This window comes from Mesorhizobium sp. YM1C-6-2, assembly GCF_003666685.1.
Lineage (GTDB): Bacteria > Pseudomonadota > Alphaproteobacteria > Rhizobiales > Rhizobiaceae > Mesorhizobium_K.
The window spans coordinates 553,159-569,848 of record NZ_RCIZ01000003.1 but is presented as its reverse complement, the minus strand read 5'-3'; the positions used below and the strand labels follow the sequence as shown (position 1 = coordinate 569,848).

The 16,690-nt window shown below is 65.1% G+C and carries 15 protein-coding genes; 7 read left to right on the top strand and 8 right to left on the bottom strand.

The features are described 5' to 3' along the window. Nucleotides 1–39: 39 nt before the first annotated feature. From D8676_RS11540 to D8676_RS11520, 5 genes are all read right to left on the bottom strand, one after another. A complete protein-coding gene (locus D8676_RS11540) occupies nucleotides 40–2,175 on the bottom strand; it encodes a glycosyltransferase (protein WP_121581003.1) in 2,136 nt (711 codons plus the stop codon). Nucleotides 2,176–2,181: 6 nt separating this feature from the next. Continuing rightward, nucleotides 2,182–2,826 (bottom strand): bifunctional DNA primase/polymerase, encoded by a 645-nt coding sequence (locus D8676_RS11535; protein ID WP_245426728.1) that lies wholly within the window; start codon nucleotides 2,824–2,826, stop codon nucleotides 2,182–2,184. A gap of 137 nt (nucleotides 2,827–2,963) precedes the next feature. Continuing rightward, complete coding sequence (locus D8676_RS11530) at nucleotides 2,964–3,332, bottom strand: cell division protein ZapA (RefSeq protein ID WP_121581002.1); 369 nt, start codon at nucleotides 3,330–3,332, stop codon at nucleotides 2,964–2,966. Between the two features lie 4 nt (nucleotides 3,333–3,336). Then, on the bottom strand, nucleotides 3,337–3,609 hold the full coding sequence (locus tag D8676_RS11525; RefSeq protein WP_121581001.1) for a DUF4164 domain-containing protein: 273 nt from the start codon (nucleotides 3,607–3,609) through the stop codon (nucleotides 3,337–3,339). A 183-nt stretch (nucleotides 3,610–3,792) separates the two neighbouring features. After that, nucleotides 3,793–4,785, bottom strand: a complete 993-nt coding sequence (locus D8676_RS11520) for an aldo/keto reductase (RefSeq protein ID WP_121581000.1) — start codon at nucleotides 4,783–4,785, stop codon at nucleotides 3,793–3,795. Nucleotides 4,786–4,884: 99 nt separating this feature from the next. Here D8676_RS11520 and D8676_RS11515 point away from each other — a divergent pair, with 99 nt between their 5' ends. From D8676_RS11515 to D8676_RS11485, 7 genes are all read left to right on the top strand, one after another. Further along, a complete protein-coding gene (locus tag D8676_RS11515) occupies nucleotides 4,885–5,784 on the top strand; it encodes a LysR family transcriptional regulator (RefSeq protein ID WP_121580999.1) in 900 nt (299 codons plus the stop codon). A 103-nt stretch (nucleotides 5,785–5,887) separates the two neighbouring features. Continuing rightward, on the top strand, nucleotides 5,888–7,939 hold the full coding sequence (gene tkt / locus D8676_RS11510) for a transketolase (RefSeq protein ID WP_121580998.1): 2,052 nt from the start codon (nucleotides 5,888–5,890) through the stop codon (nucleotides 7,937–7,939). A gap of 150 nt (nucleotides 7,940–8,089) precedes the next feature. Continuing rightward, complete coding sequence (gene gap / locus D8676_RS11505) at nucleotides 8,090–9,100, top strand: type I glyceraldehyde-3-phosphate dehydrogenase (protein ID WP_121580997.1); 1,011 nt, start codon at nucleotides 8,090–8,092, stop codon at nucleotides 9,098–9,100. A 110-nt stretch (nucleotides 9,101–9,210) separates the two neighbouring features. Then, nucleotides 9,211–10,116, top strand: a complete 906-nt coding sequence (locus D8676_RS11500) for a bestrophin family ion channel (protein WP_121580996.1) — start codon at nucleotides 9,211–9,213, stop codon at nucleotides 10,114–10,116. A gap of 158 nt (nucleotides 10,117–10,274) precedes the next feature. Continuing rightward, a complete protein-coding gene (locus tag D8676_RS11495) occupies nucleotides 10,275–12,131 on the top strand; it encodes a potassium/proton antiporter (protein ID WP_121580995.1) in 1,857 nt (618 codons plus the stop codon). 109 nt (nucleotides 12,132–12,240) lie between these two features. Continuing rightward, nucleotides 12,241–13,437, top strand: a complete 1,197-nt coding sequence (locus D8676_RS11490; protein WP_121580994.1) for a phosphoglycerate kinase — start codon at nucleotides 12,241–12,243, stop codon at nucleotides 13,435–13,437. 128 nt (nucleotides 13,438–13,565) lie between these two features. Continuing rightward, nucleotides 13,566–14,465, top strand: coding sequence for a fructose bisphosphate aldolase (locus D8676_RS11485; protein WP_121580993.1), 900 nt, complete (start codon nucleotides 13,566–13,568; stop codon nucleotides 14,463–14,465). Between the two features lie 57 nt (nucleotides 14,466–14,522). Here D8676_RS11485 and D8676_RS27280 read toward each other — a convergent pair whose 3' ends face one another. The 3 genes from D8676_RS27280 to D8676_RS11475 all read right to left on the bottom strand — a co-directional run bounded on the left by D8676_RS27280 (nucleotide 14,523) and on the right by D8676_RS11475 (nucleotide 16,504). Beyond that, a complete protein-coding gene (locus D8676_RS27280; protein WP_183097061.1) occupies nucleotides 14,523–14,684 on the bottom strand; it encodes a hypothetical protein in 162 nt (53 codons plus the stop codon). Between the two features lie 53 nt (nucleotides 14,685–14,737). Then, nucleotides 14,738–15,769, bottom strand: coding sequence for an MBL fold metallo-hydrolase (locus tag D8676_RS11480; protein ID WP_121580992.1), 1,032 nt, complete (start codon nucleotides 15,767–15,769; stop codon nucleotides 14,738–14,740). Nucleotides 15,770–15,844: 75 nt separating this feature from the next. Beyond that, nucleotides 15,845–16,504 (bottom strand): peroxiredoxin, encoded by a 660-nt coding sequence (locus tag D8676_RS11475; RefSeq protein ID WP_121580991.1) that lies wholly within the window; start codon nucleotides 16,502–16,504, stop codon nucleotides 15,845–15,847. Between the last annotated feature and the right edge of the window lie 186 nt (nucleotides 16,505–16,690).

Sequence of the window (16,690 nt, the reverse complement as noted above, 5' to 3'; positions counted from 1 at the left end):
CCTTGGTGGAGCGCCGACGGCGCCTTTCATGTTCCCGCATCAAACTTTTCCAAGCCCTTTCCGGACGGCCTCCCGTATTGCCGATGGCCCATGCCGGAGCATTACAGTCTCATACGCCAGACGACGCTGGCGCTCCAGCCGGCACGGTTCGGCGCAGAGCGCCGTGACGGCCTCGGCGAGCTCCGCGTCCGTTTCCGCGATCAGGATCTCGTCGCCGTCCTTGAATTGCTGGCCCTCGGCGGCGATGGAGGTCGCAATCACGGGCAGACCCCACGCCATGGCCTCCAGTATCTTGATCCTGGTCCCGCCCCCCTCACTGAGGGGCATGACGCTGATGTGGCTGCGCGCGAGCAACGGCGACAGGTCTTCGGGATCGGCCACGAGTTCCACGCCGGGCAGCGCTGCGAGGTTCTGGACAGCAGGCTTCGGGTAGCGGCCGGCAAGGATCAGGCGCGCCGAGGGAAGTGTCCGCCTGACCAGGGGAAGGATGTTGCGGGCCAGCCTCTCCCCCGCAACGACGTTCGGCATGTAGCCCAGGTGCCCGACGAACAGCAGCACCGGCCATCCGGCGTCCCTCGCCGCCTGCGGCCGAAGACAGGCAGGCGCCTCGTCGATGCGCGGTATGCCGTTCGGCACCACGTCGATCGGGGTCTTCGATCCGAACAGATGGACGAGCCGCTCTCGATCCGCATCCGAACAGACCCAGACGCGGTCGACGATCGCCACGGCGGTTTCCTCTTGTCGCTGGATGCGACCCTGCGCGCGAAATCGAAACGGCAGCAGCCGTTCGGCTAAGCCGGGCGGACGTGTCTGCGCGAACAGAAGCGATTCTATATTGTGCATGTCGAGGACCAGCCTGCGCGCCAATGGCCGCAGATGCGCCAGCAGGGCAAAGAGCGGAATGCCCTCCACGATGATCGCGTCCGGCTCGAACTCGCGAACCAGCCGGAGAAGCCGCGGAAGCGCAGTGTACGGAACGCGCACCTCGACGCCGGTACGCCGATGGGCAAGCGGCTCCTTACGGGGGGCGCCCTCCCGCGATAGCGCGGCGATCGCAATCCTCCCGTCTTCGGGGTTGCTCCCGCCGAGCGGCCTCACCGAAACGAGAAGCACGGGTCCGAACTGCGCCGCCGCCTCGGCGTTCTGGTAGTTCCTGAGATCCGCTCCCGATATGGGGGGAAAAGCGGGATCGGCGGTCAGGATCATCGTTCGCCGCGGCTTCAATTGCTGCGCGGCAGAGGATCGCGGCGGCGCAATCGGCCTGCGCAGGCCGACCGCCTGGCTGGCGAGGCCTGCCGCGATACGGGTGCGATACTGGATCGACTTCCAGCCGGAACGGTATTCGGGATGCGCCCGTGCCATCCGCAGGATGCTGCGGGCCTCCCGGTACCGGCGGTGCATGATCAGCAGCCGTGCGATGCGCAGCGCAACCCAGGCCTTGCGCCATTGCAGGACCTCGCGCCCCATTCCGAGAGCGGCAAGCCTGTTGAATTCAAGCGAAATCCCGAGCAGCACCGGGCGCGGCGCGGCGATGAACCGCCTCGTCATCCGCTCCTCGTCGAGGTGGTAGAGAAGCACCGGCTCGCTGAGGGCAACCACGCGAAGCCGCGAAAGCAGGGCTGCCCAGTAGCAGGTATCTTCGTCCAGCCCTATCGATGTGGGGAACCGGATGTCGCCCACTTCCGCCGCCGCGAACAATGCGCTTCCCATGGCAATCGGCGGCATGCCGTTGCGAAGATAGCGCCGGGCATTGTCCGACGGGTCCGCGCCGTAGCCATGCGGAAGCCGCGTCTTGTCCGCACGCCCCGGCGTCTTGCGCACGGCCGCGCCGATCGCGATTCCGGCGCCCGGATCGCGGGACAGCGCTCCATGAAGCACCGCCAGCCCTCCGGAAACCACCACGTCGTCGGCATCGAGATAGAATATGTGCTGGCCGCTGCCTGCGGCGAGGCCGGCGTTTCGCGCGGAACCCGCTCCGCCGAAACTTCCCGCGATCACCGTCAGTGGCAGGGAATGACGGAACGCGGCCTCCCTGGCCGCCTCGGCCGTGCCGTCGTCCGACCCGTCATCGACGAGCAGAATCTCGTCGATCAGCACTCGATCGGCGGCAAGACTGGCCAGAGCCGAGCCTATCGTGCCTGCTGCATTCCTGGCAGGAATGATGACGGATATCATCGATGCTCAGTCGTCATCGAAATAGCCCCGCCCCAGCAGCCGGTCATAGGCAAGCTTGAGAGGCGACACCGGAAGCAGGGAAATCGCCGCAAGGTTGTCGACCCTGGCGGGCTCGAGGTCGAAAGGACTTTGTCCCGGCAACCATCTGTATTCCGGGCCATCCGCGAGGATCGACGGGCTGGCGACGGTGTAGCCGCCAAGCGCCTTGGCATGCCCCACCCGCCGCAGGCCGAAATGCAGGCTCGACGACACGATCGGCTCCGTGGATTTCAGGTAGACGTGGAAACCGGAGGGCGATTTGGCGGCCGGCGTCGAACGTATCAGGGCGTCGCGACCTTTGCGCCATCGCTCGAAGTTCGGTTCGTCGTCGAAGTCCAGGATCAGAAGATCGCCGTATCCTCCGAGTATGCCGACATTGCCTGAAAACCCGGCGAACCAGCCGGCAACCGTTTCCCGCGAGGGGGACTTTTGGGAAAGGTGGAAGGTGATGCCGGTGAAGGCAAGCTCCTTCAGATTTTTGCGTCTTGTCCGCTTGTGCACCGGGTCGTAACCCATGGCTGCGAGATCGAGATGCTTGCCACCCGGACAGAGAGGCAGGCAGATCATGCCCCGGTCGAAAAGCCGCAGCGCATAGTCCAGGTGCTCTTTCAACTCGTCTCCTTTTTTCCGCAGTATGGCAGGAGACTTGGCATGCGATCAGGTACGCGATAGCGGATGAGCAAGGCTTGAGGCGATGGCGGGGAGAAGCGCTCCCCGCGCCTGGTATGCGTCAGGAAAAATGGCGAAAATCAGTCTGCCGGCTTCGGGGCCATTCTTTCGGCGAGCGCTTCCATGCGCTGGGCGAGCCCGCTCAGCGCCCCGGTGAGGGCGGCGTCGCTCTTGTCGGCTTTGGTCAGCGCGTCGTCGCGGGTCTTGCGCAGCGTGACCACTTCGCTCTCCATGCCCATGACGCGCTTCTGCAGTTCCGACAGCTCGTCCATCACCATGATGCCGGCCATGACGGTCAGCCGCTGGTCGCCGATCTCGCCGAACGAATCCTTCAGATGCGAGACATAGCGGTCGAAACGCTGCGCCAGGCTCATCAAATGCTCTTCCTGGCCTTCGTCGCAGGCCATCCGATAGGCCTTGCCGTCGATCGTCACCGTAACCTGTGCCATGGCCCTACCTGTCCAGCACCGCGCGTATGGTTTCCATCGCCGTCACCAGCCGGCGCGAAACCTCCTTGTTCGCCTCCTCCAGCCGCTCGCCGCGCGCCTCGGAATTGTCGAGCTCCTGCGCCAGACGCGCGCGGTCGGCGTTCATGCGCTGCACTTCGGCTTCGGCTTCTGAATAATCCTGCTCGTGTTCGAGCCGTGCGCCGACTGAATTCTCCAGCGCATCCATCGCCCTTCCCAGACGGGCGATCACCTCTTTCAACGTGGCTTCCCCGGTCATGGCTCCCGTGTCCAACCCGCCCATCACCGAATCGTCCGCATTCAGAACGATTTACTCGGGAAACATTAGGCACCGTGTGAATTGGCCGTCAATAAAGGTCTCTGCGCTGTCCCCCGCAAACGCCAAAGCCGCAAAATTGCGGCGAAATTGCCGGCGGCAGCCTGGCCGCCGCCGGCAAATCGTTCACCGCTCACTGTCGAGGGCTGCCATCTGGTGGGCATTGTAGCGTTCGCCGGACGCAGCGCCTTTCGGCACCGCCTGCTCTATTGCCGCGAAATCGGCGGCATCGAGAGCGACGTCCAGCGCGGCCAGGGCCTCGGCGAGACGGTCGCGGCGGCGTGCCCCGACCAGGGGCACGATGTCCCTGCCCTGCGCGGCCACCCAGGCGATGGCGATCTGCGCGACGGTCACGCCCTTCCTTTCGGCAACCTTGCGCAGCGCCTCGACCAGCATGAGGTTGCGGTCGAGGTTCTCGCCCTGGAAACGCGGGCTCATGCCGCGGAAGTCCGTCTGGCCGACGGGAGCCCTGGTCCAGTGACCGCTGATCAGGCCGCGCGACAGCACCCCATAGGCGGTGATACCGATGCCAAGCTCGCGGCAGGTGGGCAGAATCGCCTCCTCGATGCCGCGCGAAACAAGCGAATATTCGATCTGCAGATCGACGATCGGGTGGACGGCGGCGGCGCGCCTCAGTGTTTCGGCGCCGACTTCGGAGAGGCCTATGTGCCGGACGTGCCCTTCCTTCACCAGATCGGCGATGGCGCCGACCGTCTCCTCGATCGGCACGTCGGGATCGAGCCTCGCCGGCCGGTAGATGTCGATATGGTCGGTGCCCAGCCGCTTCAGCGAATAGGCGGCGAAATTCTTCACCGCCGCCGGCCGTGCATCGTAGCCGATCCAGCTTCCGGACGGACCGCGCATGCCGCCGAATTTCACGCTGACCAGCGCCTGGTCGCGGCGACCGCCCTTCAGCGCTTCGGCGATCAGCATCTCGTTATGGCCCATGCCATAGAAATCGCCGGTGTCGAGCAGGGTGACGCCTGCCTCCAGGGCGGCATGTATGGTCGCGATGCTTTCGCTCCGGTCGGCCGGACCATAGAGATCCGACATGCCCATGCAGCCGAGACCCAGAGCCGAGCTTTCCGGGCCGGTCTTCCCGAGCTTGCGCTTTTCCATCGTTTTTCTCCTTCGCTGAGACGATGGGACCTATATGGACCCATAGCTTTCGTGCGATAATCCGCCACAATCCAAACAAGCCGTGCGGAAATTCGTACAATGGCCGCTCCTGACCTCGACGATCTCGATGCATTCGCCGCCATCGTGCGCGCCGGCGGCTTCCGTATCGCCGCCGCGAGGCGAGGCGTGTCGGCCTCGGCGCTGAGCGAAGCCTTGCGCCGCCTCGAGGCGAAGCTCGGCGTGCGGTTGATCAATCGCACCACGCGCGCGATGACGCTGACCGACGCAGGCGCGCAGCTTTACGAACGGCTGGCGCCGGCGCTTGGCGAGGTCAGCGCCGCGCTCGATGCGGTGAACTCCTTTCGCGACAGCCCGGTCGGCACGCTCAGGCTCAATGTGCCGACAATCGTCGCTCGGGTCATCCTGCCGCCGCTGGTCAGCCGGTTCCTGCACGAGCATCCCGGCGTTACCGTGGAAGTCACGGCCGAGGATACCTTCATCGACGTACTCGCCGCCGGCTTCGACGCCGGCGTGCGTTACGACGAGCGGCTGGAGCGGGACATGATCGCCGTGCCTCTCGGCCCCCGCCAGCAGCGTTTCTTGCTTGCCGGGGCGCCGTCCTATTTCGCAGCCCACGGCAGGCCGAAACATCCCTCCGAGGTGCTCGACCACTCCGTGATCCGCCACCGCTTCGCGAGCGGCGTCTCCCATCCGCTCGAATTCGAGAAGGACGGCGAGATCGTCCGCGTCGTGCCGGAAGGCCGGCTGGTCAGCAATGCTATCGAGATCGAGGTCGCCGCAGCCATCGAGGGGTTGGGCCTCATCGCGACCTTCGAGGAATTCCTCGCAGCGCCTCTTGCGAGCGGTGCGCTCGAAAGCGTGCTCGACGACTGGCTGCCGCCTTTCTCGGGTCCTTTTCTCTATTATCACAGCCGCCGCCACATGCCTGGACCGCTTCGCGCATTCGTCGACTTCCTGAAGCGCCGGCCGAAAGCCTGAACAACCCGCCACGGGCCCTTCATTTTGTTGACTCCGAAGCCGTGCCTGCTATGTGTCGCGCGACCTTTCCGGCTCCCTTTTCCCAACCCGCCACGGAGGAACCATGGCCTCGCGCGACAAGCATGACCGTATGGCTAACGCCATCCGCTTCCTTTCCATGGATGCCGTCGAGAAAGCCAACTCCGGCCATCCGGGCCTGCCGATGGGCTGCGCCGACATCGCCACGGTCCTGTTCACCCGCTACCTGAAATTCGATCCGAAGAACCCGAAATGGCCGGATCGCGACCGTTTCGTGCTGTCGGCCGGCCACGGCTCGATGCTGCTCTATTCCTGCCTTTACCTGACCGGCTACGCGGACATGACGATCGACCAGATCGAGCGTTTCCGTCAGTTGGGCTCCAAGACCGCCGGCCACCCCGAATACGGCTTTGCCTCCGGCATTGAGACGACCACGGGCCCGCTCGGCCAGGGCATCGCCAATTCCGTCGGCATGGCGCTTGCCGAGCGTGTGTTGAACGCACAGTTCGGCGACGATCTCGTCGACCACTACACCTATGTCATCGCCGGAGACGGCTGCCTGATGGAAGGCATCAGCCAGGAGGCCATCGCGCTCGCGGGTCACCTGAAGCTCAACAAGCTGATCGTCTTCTGGGACAACAACAACATCTCGATCGACGGCCCGGTGTCTCTGTCCGACTCGACCGACCAGGTCGCGCGCTTCCAGGCTTCCGGCTGGAACGCCTTCCACATTGACGGCCACGATCCGGACGCCATCGCCGCCGCCATCGAGAAGGCGCAGAAATCGGACAAGCCCACGCTGATCGCCGCCAAGACGACGATCGGCTTCGGCGCGCCGACCAAGGCCGGCACCAAGGCCGTGCACGGCTCGCCGCTCGGCAAGGAGGAGATCGCCGGCGCACGCAAGGCGCTGAACTGGGATTCTCCGCCCTTCGTCATCCCCGACGACATCCTCTCGGCATGGCGCGAGGCGGGCACGCGCGGCGACGCCCCGCGCGCGGACTGGGAGAAGCGGCTTGCCGCATCCGGCGACCGCCGCGCCGAGTTCGAGCGCCGCATCGCCGGCAAGCTGACGGCCGGCTTCGACGACGCCATCGCCGCCTACAAGCAGAAGCTCGCGGCCGACAAGCCGAAGGTCGCGACCCGCAAATCGTCCGAGATGGCGCTGGAAGTCATCAACGGCGCGCTTGCCGAAACGATCGGCGGCTCCGCCGACCTGACGCCGTCCAACAACACCAAGACCAGCCAGACGCTCGAACTGACCGCCGGCAACTATGGAAACCGTTACGTCCATTACGGCATCCGCGAGCACGCCATGGCCGCCGCCATCAACGGCATCGCGCTGCATGGCGGGCTGATCCCCTACGGCGGCACCTTCTTCTGCTTCACCGACTATGCGCGCCCAGCTTTGCGGCTCTCCTCGCTGATGGGCATCCGCTCGCTCTTCGTCATGACGCACGATTCCATCGGGCTCGGCGAAGACGGCCCGACGCACCAGCCGGTCGAGCACCTCGCCGCCATGCGCGCCATCCCCAACCACCTTGTCTTCCGCCCGGCGGATTCGACGGAAACCGCCGAGTGCTGGCAGGCTGCGCTGAAGTCCACCAAGGCTCCCTCCACGCTGGTGCTCACCCGCCAGAACCTGCGCGCCGTGCGCACCGAATACGTGGCGGAGAACCTCTCGGCTAAAGGCGCCTACGAGATCGCGGCTGCCGAGGGCGGCGACGCGAAGGTGACGATCTTCGCCAGCGGCTCGGAGGTCGAGATCGCGCTCGACGCGCGCGACCTGCTGCAGAAGGACGGCACGCCCACGCGCGTCGTCTCGGTCCCCTGCTTCGAACTCTTCGAGGAACAGGACAAGGCCTATCGCGAGAAGGTGCTCGGCAACGCGCCGGTGAAGATCGCCGTCGAAGCCGCCATCCGCCTCGGCTGGGATCGTTTCGTCGGCTCGGACGGCGCCTTTGTCGGCATGACCGGCTTCGGCGCCAGCGCGCCGGCCGAGGATCTCTACAAATATTTCGGCATCACCGCCGAGGCCGTGGCCAAGATCGCCGGCGAGCGCGTCAAGAACGGCGTGCCGAAGGGCGAGGACGCACGCGCCATTCCCGAAAGCGAGCCGGCGCGCCCTCATCCCTGAGGCGCGCCGCACTGCGACGAATAGCCCACCGCGGAATTGTGCGGGCGAAAGGGCCTAATCGATTTAAATTTGGTCCCGGCGATCTGGATTCTTTCGCCCGGCGCCTTTATTGAAACGGCGGCACCTTCCCAAGCGCTGCAGGAGAACGACATGGCTGTCAGAGTTGCAATCAACGGATTCGGCCGCATCGGCCGCAACATCGTGCGCGCCATCTACGAGTCCGGACGCAAGGACATCGACGTGGTCGCCGTCAACGATCTCGGCCCCGTCGAGACCAACGCGCATCTGTTGCGCTACGACAGCGTGCATGGCCGCTTCCCGCATGAAGTGACGGTGGAAGGCGATACGATCGCCATCGGCAAGGAGAAGTTCAAGGTCACCGCGATCAAGGATCCGGCCCAGCTTCCCTGGAAGGATCTCGGCGTCGACATCGCGCTCGAATGCACCGGCATCTTCACCGCCCGCGACAAGGCGGCGGCCCACCTGACCGCCGGCGCCAAGAAGGTGATCGTCTCGGCCCCCGCAGACGGCGCCGACTACACCGTCGTCTACGGCATCAACCACGACAAGCTGACCAAGGACCACGTCGTCATCTCGAACGGCTCCTGCACGACCAACTGCCTGGCGCCGATGGCGCTGGTGATGAACGAGCTCGCCGGCATCGAAAAAGGCATGATGACGACGATTCATTCCTACACCGGCGACCAGCCGACGCTGGACACGATGCACAAGGACCTCTACCGCGCCCGCGCCGCCGCGCTGTCGCAGATCCCGACCTCGACGGGCGCTGCGAAGGCGATCGGTCTGGTCATGCCCGAGCTCAAGGGCAAGCTCGACGGCATCTCGATCCGCGTGCCTACCCCGAACGTTTCGCTTGTCGACCTGAAGTTCGTCGCCAAGCGCTCGACGTCAGTGCAGGAGGTCAACGACGCGCTGGTCGCCGCCTCAAACGGCAAGCTCAAGGGCGTGATGACCTTCACCAACGAACCGCTGGTGTCGTCCGACCTCAACCACGACCCGCATTCGGCGACGATCCTGCTCGACCAGACCAAGGTGATGGATGGCAACTTCGTCAACATCCTCGGCTGGTACGACAATGAATGGGGTTTCTCCAACCGCATGGCCGACGTCACCGCGGCCTTTGCCAAGACCCTCGCCTGATTGGGCCTCTCACGACGATCGCTTCCCAAAACGCCCGGGCCCGCCCGGGCGTTTTTGCTTGACGCGCAGGGCGGCGGCCCGACCCGCCGGCAGTCCGCGAGAGATCAGCCATGATCATCCGCCCCAGGCCGAATCTTCTGAAACTCTTCTTCGTCATGCGCGGCTCGGTCGTGCCGCGCATCCTGCCGCAGATCATCGGCTTCGCGATCTATGCGGCGGCGATCGTCGCCGTGGTGCAGGTGACCGGCGTCTCCCTCGAGGACTTCAACATCGCGCCGTTCGGGCTGATCGCGATCACGCTCTCCATCTATCTCGGCTTCCGCAACAATGCCGCCTATGACCGCTGGTGGGAGGCACGCAAGCTCTGGGGCCAGCTCGTCTACGAAATCCGCAATCTCGCGCGCGCCAGCGGCGGCCTGATCGCGGAAAGGACCGAGTGGCGAGCGCTGCTGATGGAGGCGCTCGCCTTCTGCCATCTCCTGCGCGCCCAGTTGCGCAGCGTCGACGCGATGGACAAGGTGAAGGACCTGGTCGGTGAGCAGGCCGCTCCGGTCGCAGCCTTCGCCAACAGGCCGGACGAGATGGTGCGGCGCATGGGCATGCGGATCGCCGCCCTGCACCGCTCCGGCACGATCGATGCCATCGGCTTCCGCATCCTCGACGAGCGCCTCGCGGCGATGTCGGCCGTCCAGGCCGGCTGCGAGCGCATCGCCGGCACGCCGCTGCCCTTCGCCTATACGCTGCTCCTGCAGCGCACCGCCTACATCGTCTGCCTGCTCCTGCCCTTCGGCCTCGCCAGCACGACCGGCCTGGCAACACCGCTGTTCACGGCGCTGATCGCCTACACTTTCTTCGGTCTCGACGCCCTCTCCGAAGAGCTGGAGGACCCGTTCGGCACCGAAGCCAACGACCTGGCGCTCGACAGCCTCTGCCGCGTCTGCGAGGTTTCGGTCTTCGAGGCGCTTGGCGAGCCGGCGCCTGCACCGCTGCCGGCCGAGCGGTTCTACTACTCCTGATCAGGGTAGACGCGACGGGCGAGCGGTCCAAGCTGCCGCCTTCCGACCGAAAAAATCGCGCTCCCGGCAGGTTATAACCGCCTTGCCCTTGCGCCTCGCCATGTCTTCGCCTCACTCTGCGTTAAGCCACGAAGGGAGGGCGGAGGGCAGGCCCATATATGGATCAGTCGGTTTATCTCGTGACGCTGATGGGCACGGCGCTGGTGCTGGCCGCGGCGTTTTCGAGCCTGATCGCCTTCCGCTTCGGCGCTCCCCTGCTGCTTCTCTTCCTCGGCCTCGGGCTTGCTGCCGGCACTGACGGGCTCGGCATCGACTTCGACAATGCCCGCCTCGCCTATTTCGTCGGCGCCCTGGCGCTGGCCGTCATCCTGTTCGAATCGGGATTCGGCACGCCGCTGACGGCGTTGCGCCAGGCCGCGCCCGCCGCGCTTTCGCTGGCGACCCTGGGCGTGGTGATCACCACCCTCCTGTTCGGCGTAGCCGGACGCTACCTGACCGGCTTCGGCTGGCTTGAATCCTTCCTGCTCGGCGCCGCCGTCGCGTCGACCGACGCCGCTGCCGTGTTCTTCCTGCTGCGTGCCGGGAACCTGCAGCTGCGCGACCGCGTGAGATCGACGCTGGAGATCGAGTCCGGCTCCAACGACCCGATCGCCATCTTCCTGACAATCACCCTGGTCGAGGTCATCGCCGCCGGCGCCGATCCCGATGCCGAAGTGCTGCTGCTCGACCTGGTCGCCGGCTTCGTCATGCATATGGGTGTCGGAGCCATCATCGGCCTGGTCGGCGGCGTGGCGATCGTGCGCCTCGTCGGCCGCCTCAACCTCGACCATGGCTTGCTACCGATTTTCGTGCTGACCTTGTCGTTGCTCGTTTTCGCGGCGGGCGGTGCCTTCGGCGGCTCCGGCTTCCTTGCCGTCTACCTGGCCGGGCTGGTCGCCGGCAATTCCAGCATACGGTCCGCCGCCTCGCTCAAGCGTTTCCAGGAAGGCGTCGCCTGGCTCGCGCAGATCATCATGTTCCTGGTCCTCGGCCTCTTCGCCACGCCGTCGCAATTCCTCCCGATATTGCCGGCCTCGGTCGCACTTGGGCTTTTTCTCATCTTCGTTGCGCGGCCGGTCGCGGTGTGGCTCTGCCTCATCCCCTTTCACTTCCCGCGCCAGGAAACCGCCTTCGTCTCCTGGGTCGGCCTGCGCGGCGCGGTCTCTATCCTGCTCGCGATCACCCCTCTGCTCGGCGGGCTGGAGGACGGCCGCGCCATCTTCAACACCGCCTTCATCGTGGTGCTGGTCTCGCTGGTCGTGCAGGGCTGGACGGTCGGCCCTCTGGCCCGCCGGCTCGGCCTCATCGTACCGCAGCGCATCGGCCCGCTGGAGAAGGTCGAGCTCGAACTGCCCGGTTCCGCCCATCACGACCTGCTCGCCTACACCGTCGTCGCCGGCAGCCCGGTGGCGCGCGGAGAACGCATACCGCGCTGGGCGCGGCCCTCGCTCGTCGTCCGCGGCGGCCGCTCGATGAAGTATCAGGAAACCGGACGGCTGATCGCCGGCGACCATGTCTACATCTTCGTCTCCGACCGATACCCGCGCCTGCTCGACCGGCTCTTTGCCAGCCGCACCGAAGTCAGTCCCGACGACGCGGATTTCTTCGGCGAATTCACCGTCGATCCCCGCGGCTCGGCCGCCGAGCTCGAGGCGAATTACGGCGCGGGGGTCAGCGAGGCGGAAAAGCGGCTCACCATCGGACAGCTCATGCGCCAGCGCCTCGGCGGCCATGCCGAATATGCCGACCGCCTGCCGCTCGGAACGATCGAACTGATCGTTCGCGATGTCGATGACGACGGCAAGATCGTCTCGGTCGGCCTGTCGCTCGAGCCGGCGCCCGCCGTCACCAACATTCCGGCGTTCCTGAGCCCGGCCGAGCTGATCGACCGCATCCGCGCCATGTTCAGGCGTCCGGCGCCGCAGGTTTCGGAAGGAACGCCCGTCGCCAAGCCGGCCGAGCATACCGGCGCCTGAAAAGCCTGCTACGGACCACCCGAAACCTGCCAACTTTTCTTGCATCCATGTCGCATGGCGATAATGTCCGGCGGCTTTATAGTTTAGGCAATTCCGAAGGAGCACGACCATGGCACATTTCCGCACCCTCGATGATCTCGGCGACATCAAGGGCAAGCGCGTCCTCGTCAGGGTCGACCTCAACGTGCCCATGTCGGACGGCAAGGTCACCGACAAGACCCGCATCGAGCGCGTGGCGCCGACCATCCTCGAACTCTCCGACAAGGGCGCCAAGGTGGTGCTGCTCGCTCATTTCGGCCGCCCGAAGGGTCCAGATCCCGAACTGTCCCTGGAGCCGGTTGCCCGCGCCACGTCCGATGTCATCGGCCGCAAGGTCACATTCATCCCCGAGTGCGTGGGCAAAATGGTCGAAGGCGCGATCTTCGCCATGATGCCGGGCGACATCGCGCTGCTTGAAAATACCCGCTTTCACGCCGGCGAGGAGAAGAACGACCGCGCCTTCACCGAAAAGCTGGCGGCCAACGGCGACATCTTCGTCAACGACGCCTTTTCGGCCGCCCACCGCGCCCATTGCTCGACCGAGGGCCTCGCCAGCCTGCTGCCCGCCTATGCCGGCCGCACCATGGAGGCCGAACTGGAGGCGCTGGAGAAGGGCCTCGGCGATCCGGAGCGGCCGGTGGTCGCGATTGTCGGCGGCGCCAAGATCTCGACCAAGCTCGACCTCCTGATGAACCTGGTGAAGAAGGTCGACGCGCTGGTCATCGGCGGCGGCATGGCCAACACCTTCCTTGCCGCGCGCGGCGAGGATGTCGGCAAGTCGCTCTGCGAGCACGACCTCGCCCAGACGGCGCGGCAGATCATGATCGAGGCGGCCACCGCCGGATGCGCCATCATCCTGCCATCGGATGCCGTGGTGGCGAAGGAATTCAAGAGCGGCGCGGCGAACGAAGTGGTGCCCGTCGGCAACGTGCCCGCCGACGCCATGATCCTCGACGCCGGTCCGAAAACCGTCGAGACGATCAACGACTGGATCGATCGCGCCAACACGCTGGTCTGGAACGGCCCGCTCGGCGCCTTCGAGATCGCCCCCTTCGACAAGGCGACGGTGGCCGTCGCGAAACATGCCGCCAAGCGAACCAAAGCCGACGAACTGCTTTCGGTCGCCGGCGGCGGCGACACTGTGGCGGCCCTCAACCATGCCAGCGTCGCCGACGACTTCACCTATGTCTCGACCGCCGGCGGCGCCTTCCTCGAATGGATGGAAGGCAAGGAACTGCCGGGCGTCGAGGTGCTTAAGCACAAGTAGGACCTGCGCATGATGTGGCGGCTGCCTATTGAATCGATTGAGATCGCCGGGCGTGGCGGTGCGGCGGTGGCGTTGCCAGGCGGCTTGACGTATTGAGTTCCGGAAATCGCTCGACTTAGGAGAAATAGATGAACGAGAAAATGGCCGCGCAAGCCGCGAACAAGGACGGCTTCATTGCAGCGCTCGATCAGTCGGGTGGCTCGACGCCCAAGGCGCTCAAGCTTTACGGTGTCGACGAAAGCGCCTGGTCGAATGAAGCTGAGATGTTCGACCTGGTTCACCAGATGCGTGCGCGGATCATCAAGTCGCCCGCCTTCACCGGCGACAAGGTGATGGGCGCCATCCTGTTCGAGCAGACCATGGACCGCGACATCGACGGCATCCCGACGGCGCAATATCTCTGGGAAAAGCGCCATGTGGTGCCGTTCCTGAAGGTCGACAAGGGGCTGGCGGAGGCCACCGACGGCGTCAAGCTGATGAAGCCCATGCCGGATCTCGACGCGCTCCTGAAGCGTGCCGTGGCGAAGGGAATATTCGGTACCAAGATGCGTTCGGTGATCGACGCGGCGAACCCGAAGGGCATCGCTGCCGTCGTCGACCAGCAGTTCGAGGTCGGCAAGCAGATCCTGGCGCACGGCCTCGTTCCGATCATCGAGCCGGAGGTCACCATTTCGATCGCCGACAAGGCGCAAGCCGAGGACATTCTCCTCGCCGAGATCAAGAAGCATCTCGACGACGTGCCTGAAGGCAAGCAGGTCATGCTGAAGCTGACCCTGCCGACGAAGGCTAACCTCTACAAGCCGCTGATCGACGATCCGCGCGTCATGCGCGTGGTGGCTCTCTCGGGCGGTTATTCGCGCGACGACGCCAATGCGAAGCTGAAGCAGAATGTCGGCATGATCGCCAGCTTCTCGCGTGCGCTGACCGAGGGTCTGTCGGCAGGCCAGAGCGACGCGGAATTCGACGCGGCGCTGGCTTCTGCGATCGACAGCATCTTCCAGGCGTCCAGCGTCAAGGCTGCTGCGTAGCATCTCGACGTTTCGCTGAAACGAAGGCCCCGCTCCGGCGGGGCTTTTTCTTGTAAGCTACCGCCCGTGACTGAGCAGCACGGTCAGCGAGATCGCCGCGAGCGCCGCCACTGCCAGCTTCCAGGAGTCACGCCGTTGCCTCAGCCCCGGCAGGCCGAGCGGCTTGATGATCTGGATGACCATCATGGCGACGATCACGAGGGCGAGGACTTTTGACATACCGTCTTTGAGCAGGCGGGCTTCCCGCTGTCAAAGCGGCAGCCGAGCTCGGCTTAATGCTCCACCGGACCGCCGGCCTTCTTCCAGGCCGCTATGCCGCCCTCGATGTGGCAGGCCGATCCGATGCCGGCTCCCTGCGCCGCGGTCACCGCCATCGCCGAGCGCTCGCCGAAGGCGCAGAAGAAGGCGAGCCTCTGCATCGAGCCTAGCTGATGCAGTATGCCTCCCGGCTTCACGTTGTCGTCGATCTCCGTATAGGGCAGGTGCAGTGCGCCGGGGATCGTACCGTGCCGTTCACGCTCGTTCTTCTCCCTGAGATCGACCAGAGCCACATCCGGCCGGCCGATAAGTTTCAGCGCCGCGTCCGCCGACACCGACCAGCCCTTCTTGGCGACCTCCTCCTGGTGCAGGCCGATGTGCATGTTCGCCGGCACCGCCACGTCCATCATCTTCGGGTTGGGCAGGTTGAGGTTGTTCATCAGCTCGACATAGGCGTCGACGGACGGCACCTGCAGGCGCGGATTGTTGCGCCGCTCCTCGCCGATCGTGCTCACCGTGTCCCCCTTGTAGTCGTGCGCCGGATAGACCTTGGTGTCGTCGTGCAGCTTCAGGAGCCGGTTGAAGATGGAATCGTACTGCTGGCGCGGGTCGCCGTTCTGGAAGTCGGTGCGGCCGGTGCCGCGGATGAGCAGTGTGTCGCCGGTGAAGACCCTGTCTTCCATGGCGAAGGAATAGGAATCGTCGGTGTGGCCGGGCGTGTAGATGACGTCGAGGCTGACGCCTTCGATTGACAGCTTGTCGCCGTCGGCAAGCCGCATCGACACCACGTCGGCCTTGGTCTGCTCGCCCATCGCGGTGATGCAGTGGGTGCGGTCGCGCAGTTCGGCCAGCCCGGTGATGTGGTCGGCATGGAGATGCGTGTCGACCGCCTTGACCAGCCTGAGATCGAGTTCGTTGAGCAGCTTGATGTAGCGGTCGACCTTCTCCAGCACCGGGTCGATGATCAGCGCCTCGGCGCCCTTCCGGCTGGCGATCAGATAGCTGTAGGTGCTCGACGTCGAATCGAAGAGTTGGCGAAAGATCATGGCTTGCCTCCCATCGGCCGCCGCCAGGCGGCCGATGGGAAATTAGCACAAGCCGGTCGGATCAGTCCGTAAATTTCAGTTCGGCTGCGGCACGATGCGCATGTAGGGCCGCGGCGCCTTCCAGCCGCCGGGATACTGCTTCTTCGCATCCTCGTCGGAAACCGAGCCCAGGATGATGACGTCGTCGCCCTGCTTCCAGTCGACCGGCGTCGCCACCTTGTGCTTGGCGGTAAGCTGGAGCGAGTCGATCGTGCGCAGGATCTCGTCGAAGTTGCGCCCCGTGCTCATCGGATAGATGAGCGCCAGCTTGATCTTCTTGTCCGGTCCGATGATGAAGACAGCGCGCACGGTGGCGTTGTCGGCCGGCGTGCGTCCTTCGGAGGTCTCGCCCGCCCCGGCCGGCAGCATGCCGTAGAGCTTCGACACCTTGAGCTCTGTGTCGCCGATCATCGGGTAGTTCGGAGCGGTCCCTTGCGTTTCGGCGATGTCGATCGACCACTTCTTGTGGTTTTCGACGGGATCGACCGAAAGGCCGATCACCTTGACGCCCCGCTTGTCGAATTCGGGCTTCAGCGCCGCCATGCGGCCGAGTTCGGTCGTGCAGACCGGTGTGAAATCCTTGGGATGCGAGAAAATCACCCCCCAGCTGTCGCCAAGCCATTCATGAAAGCGGATCGGGCCCTCGGTCGTGTTCGCCTCGAAATCCGGCGCAGTATCGTTGATCGTCAGTGCCATCCCTTGCCTCCTTCGCCTGAATGCATGCGATTGCGCCCAGCCCCCAGACAGGCGATCCGACGTGGCGCTGTGATGTCGTTTGTGCTCGCCTTTGCGGGCCAATAGGAAACCGACCGCGGAAATGGCGCAGCCACCAAACCCAGTTTAGGACAGTGATTGCACCATCGGCAAGCGCCGCCGTTGCCG

Excerpts from the sequence above, each read along its gene's own strand:
- D8676_RS11490 (WP_121580994.1), top strand. The coding sequence starts at position 12,241 with ATGGCACATTTCCGCACCCTCGATGATCTCGGCGACATCAAGGGCAAG.
- gap (WP_121580997.1), top strand. The coding sequence starts at position 8,090 with ATGGCTGTCAGAGTTGCAATCAACGGATTCGGCCGCATCGGCCGCAAC.
- D8676_RS11515 (WP_121580999.1), top strand. The coding sequence starts at position 4,885 with ATGGCCGCTCCTGACCTCGACGATCTCGATGCATTCGCCGCCATCGTG.
- D8676_RS11475 (WP_121580991.1), bottom strand. The coding sequence starts at position 16,504 with ATGGCACTGACGATCAACGATACTGCGCCGGATTTCGAGGCGAACACG.
- D8676_RS11530 (WP_121581002.1), bottom strand. The coding sequence starts at position 3,332 with ATGGCACAGGTTACGGTGACGATCGACGGCAAGGCCTATCGGATGGCC.
- D8676_RS11540 (WP_121581003.1), bottom strand. The coding sequence starts at position 2,175 with ATGATATCCGTCATCATTCCTGCCAGGAATGCAGCAGGCACGATAGGC.
- D8676_RS11495 (WP_121580995.1), top strand. The coding sequence starts at position 10,275 with ATGGATCAGTCGGTTTATCTCGTGACGCTGATGGGCACGGCGCTGGTG.
- D8676_RS11500 (WP_121580996.1), top strand. The coding sequence starts at position 9,211 with ATGATCATCCGCCCCAGGCCGAATCTTCTGAAACTCTTCTTCGTCATG.
- D8676_RS27280 (WP_183097061.1), bottom strand. The coding sequence starts at position 14,684 with ATGTCAAAAGTCCTCGCCCTCGTGATCGTCGCCATGATGGTCATCCAG.
- D8676_RS11520 (WP_121581000.1), bottom strand. The coding sequence starts at position 4,785 with ATGGAAAAGCGCAAGCTCGGGAAGACCGGCCCGGAAAGCTCGGCTCTG.
- D8676_RS11525 (WP_121581001.1), bottom strand. The coding sequence starts at position 3,609 with ATGACCGGGGAAGCCACGTTGAAAGAGGTGATCGCCCGTCTGGGAAGG.
- D8676_RS11480 (WP_121580992.1), bottom strand. The coding sequence starts at position 15,769 with ATGATCTTTCGCCAACTCTTCGATTCGACGTCGAGCACCTACAGCTAT.
- D8676_RS11485 (WP_121580993.1), top strand. The coding sequence starts at position 13,566 with ATGAACGAGAAAATGGCCGCGCAAGCCGCGAACAAGGACGGCTTCATT.
- tkt (WP_121580998.1), top strand. The coding sequence starts at position 5,888 with ATGGCCTCGCGCGACAAGCATGACCGTATGGCTAACGCCATCCGCTTC.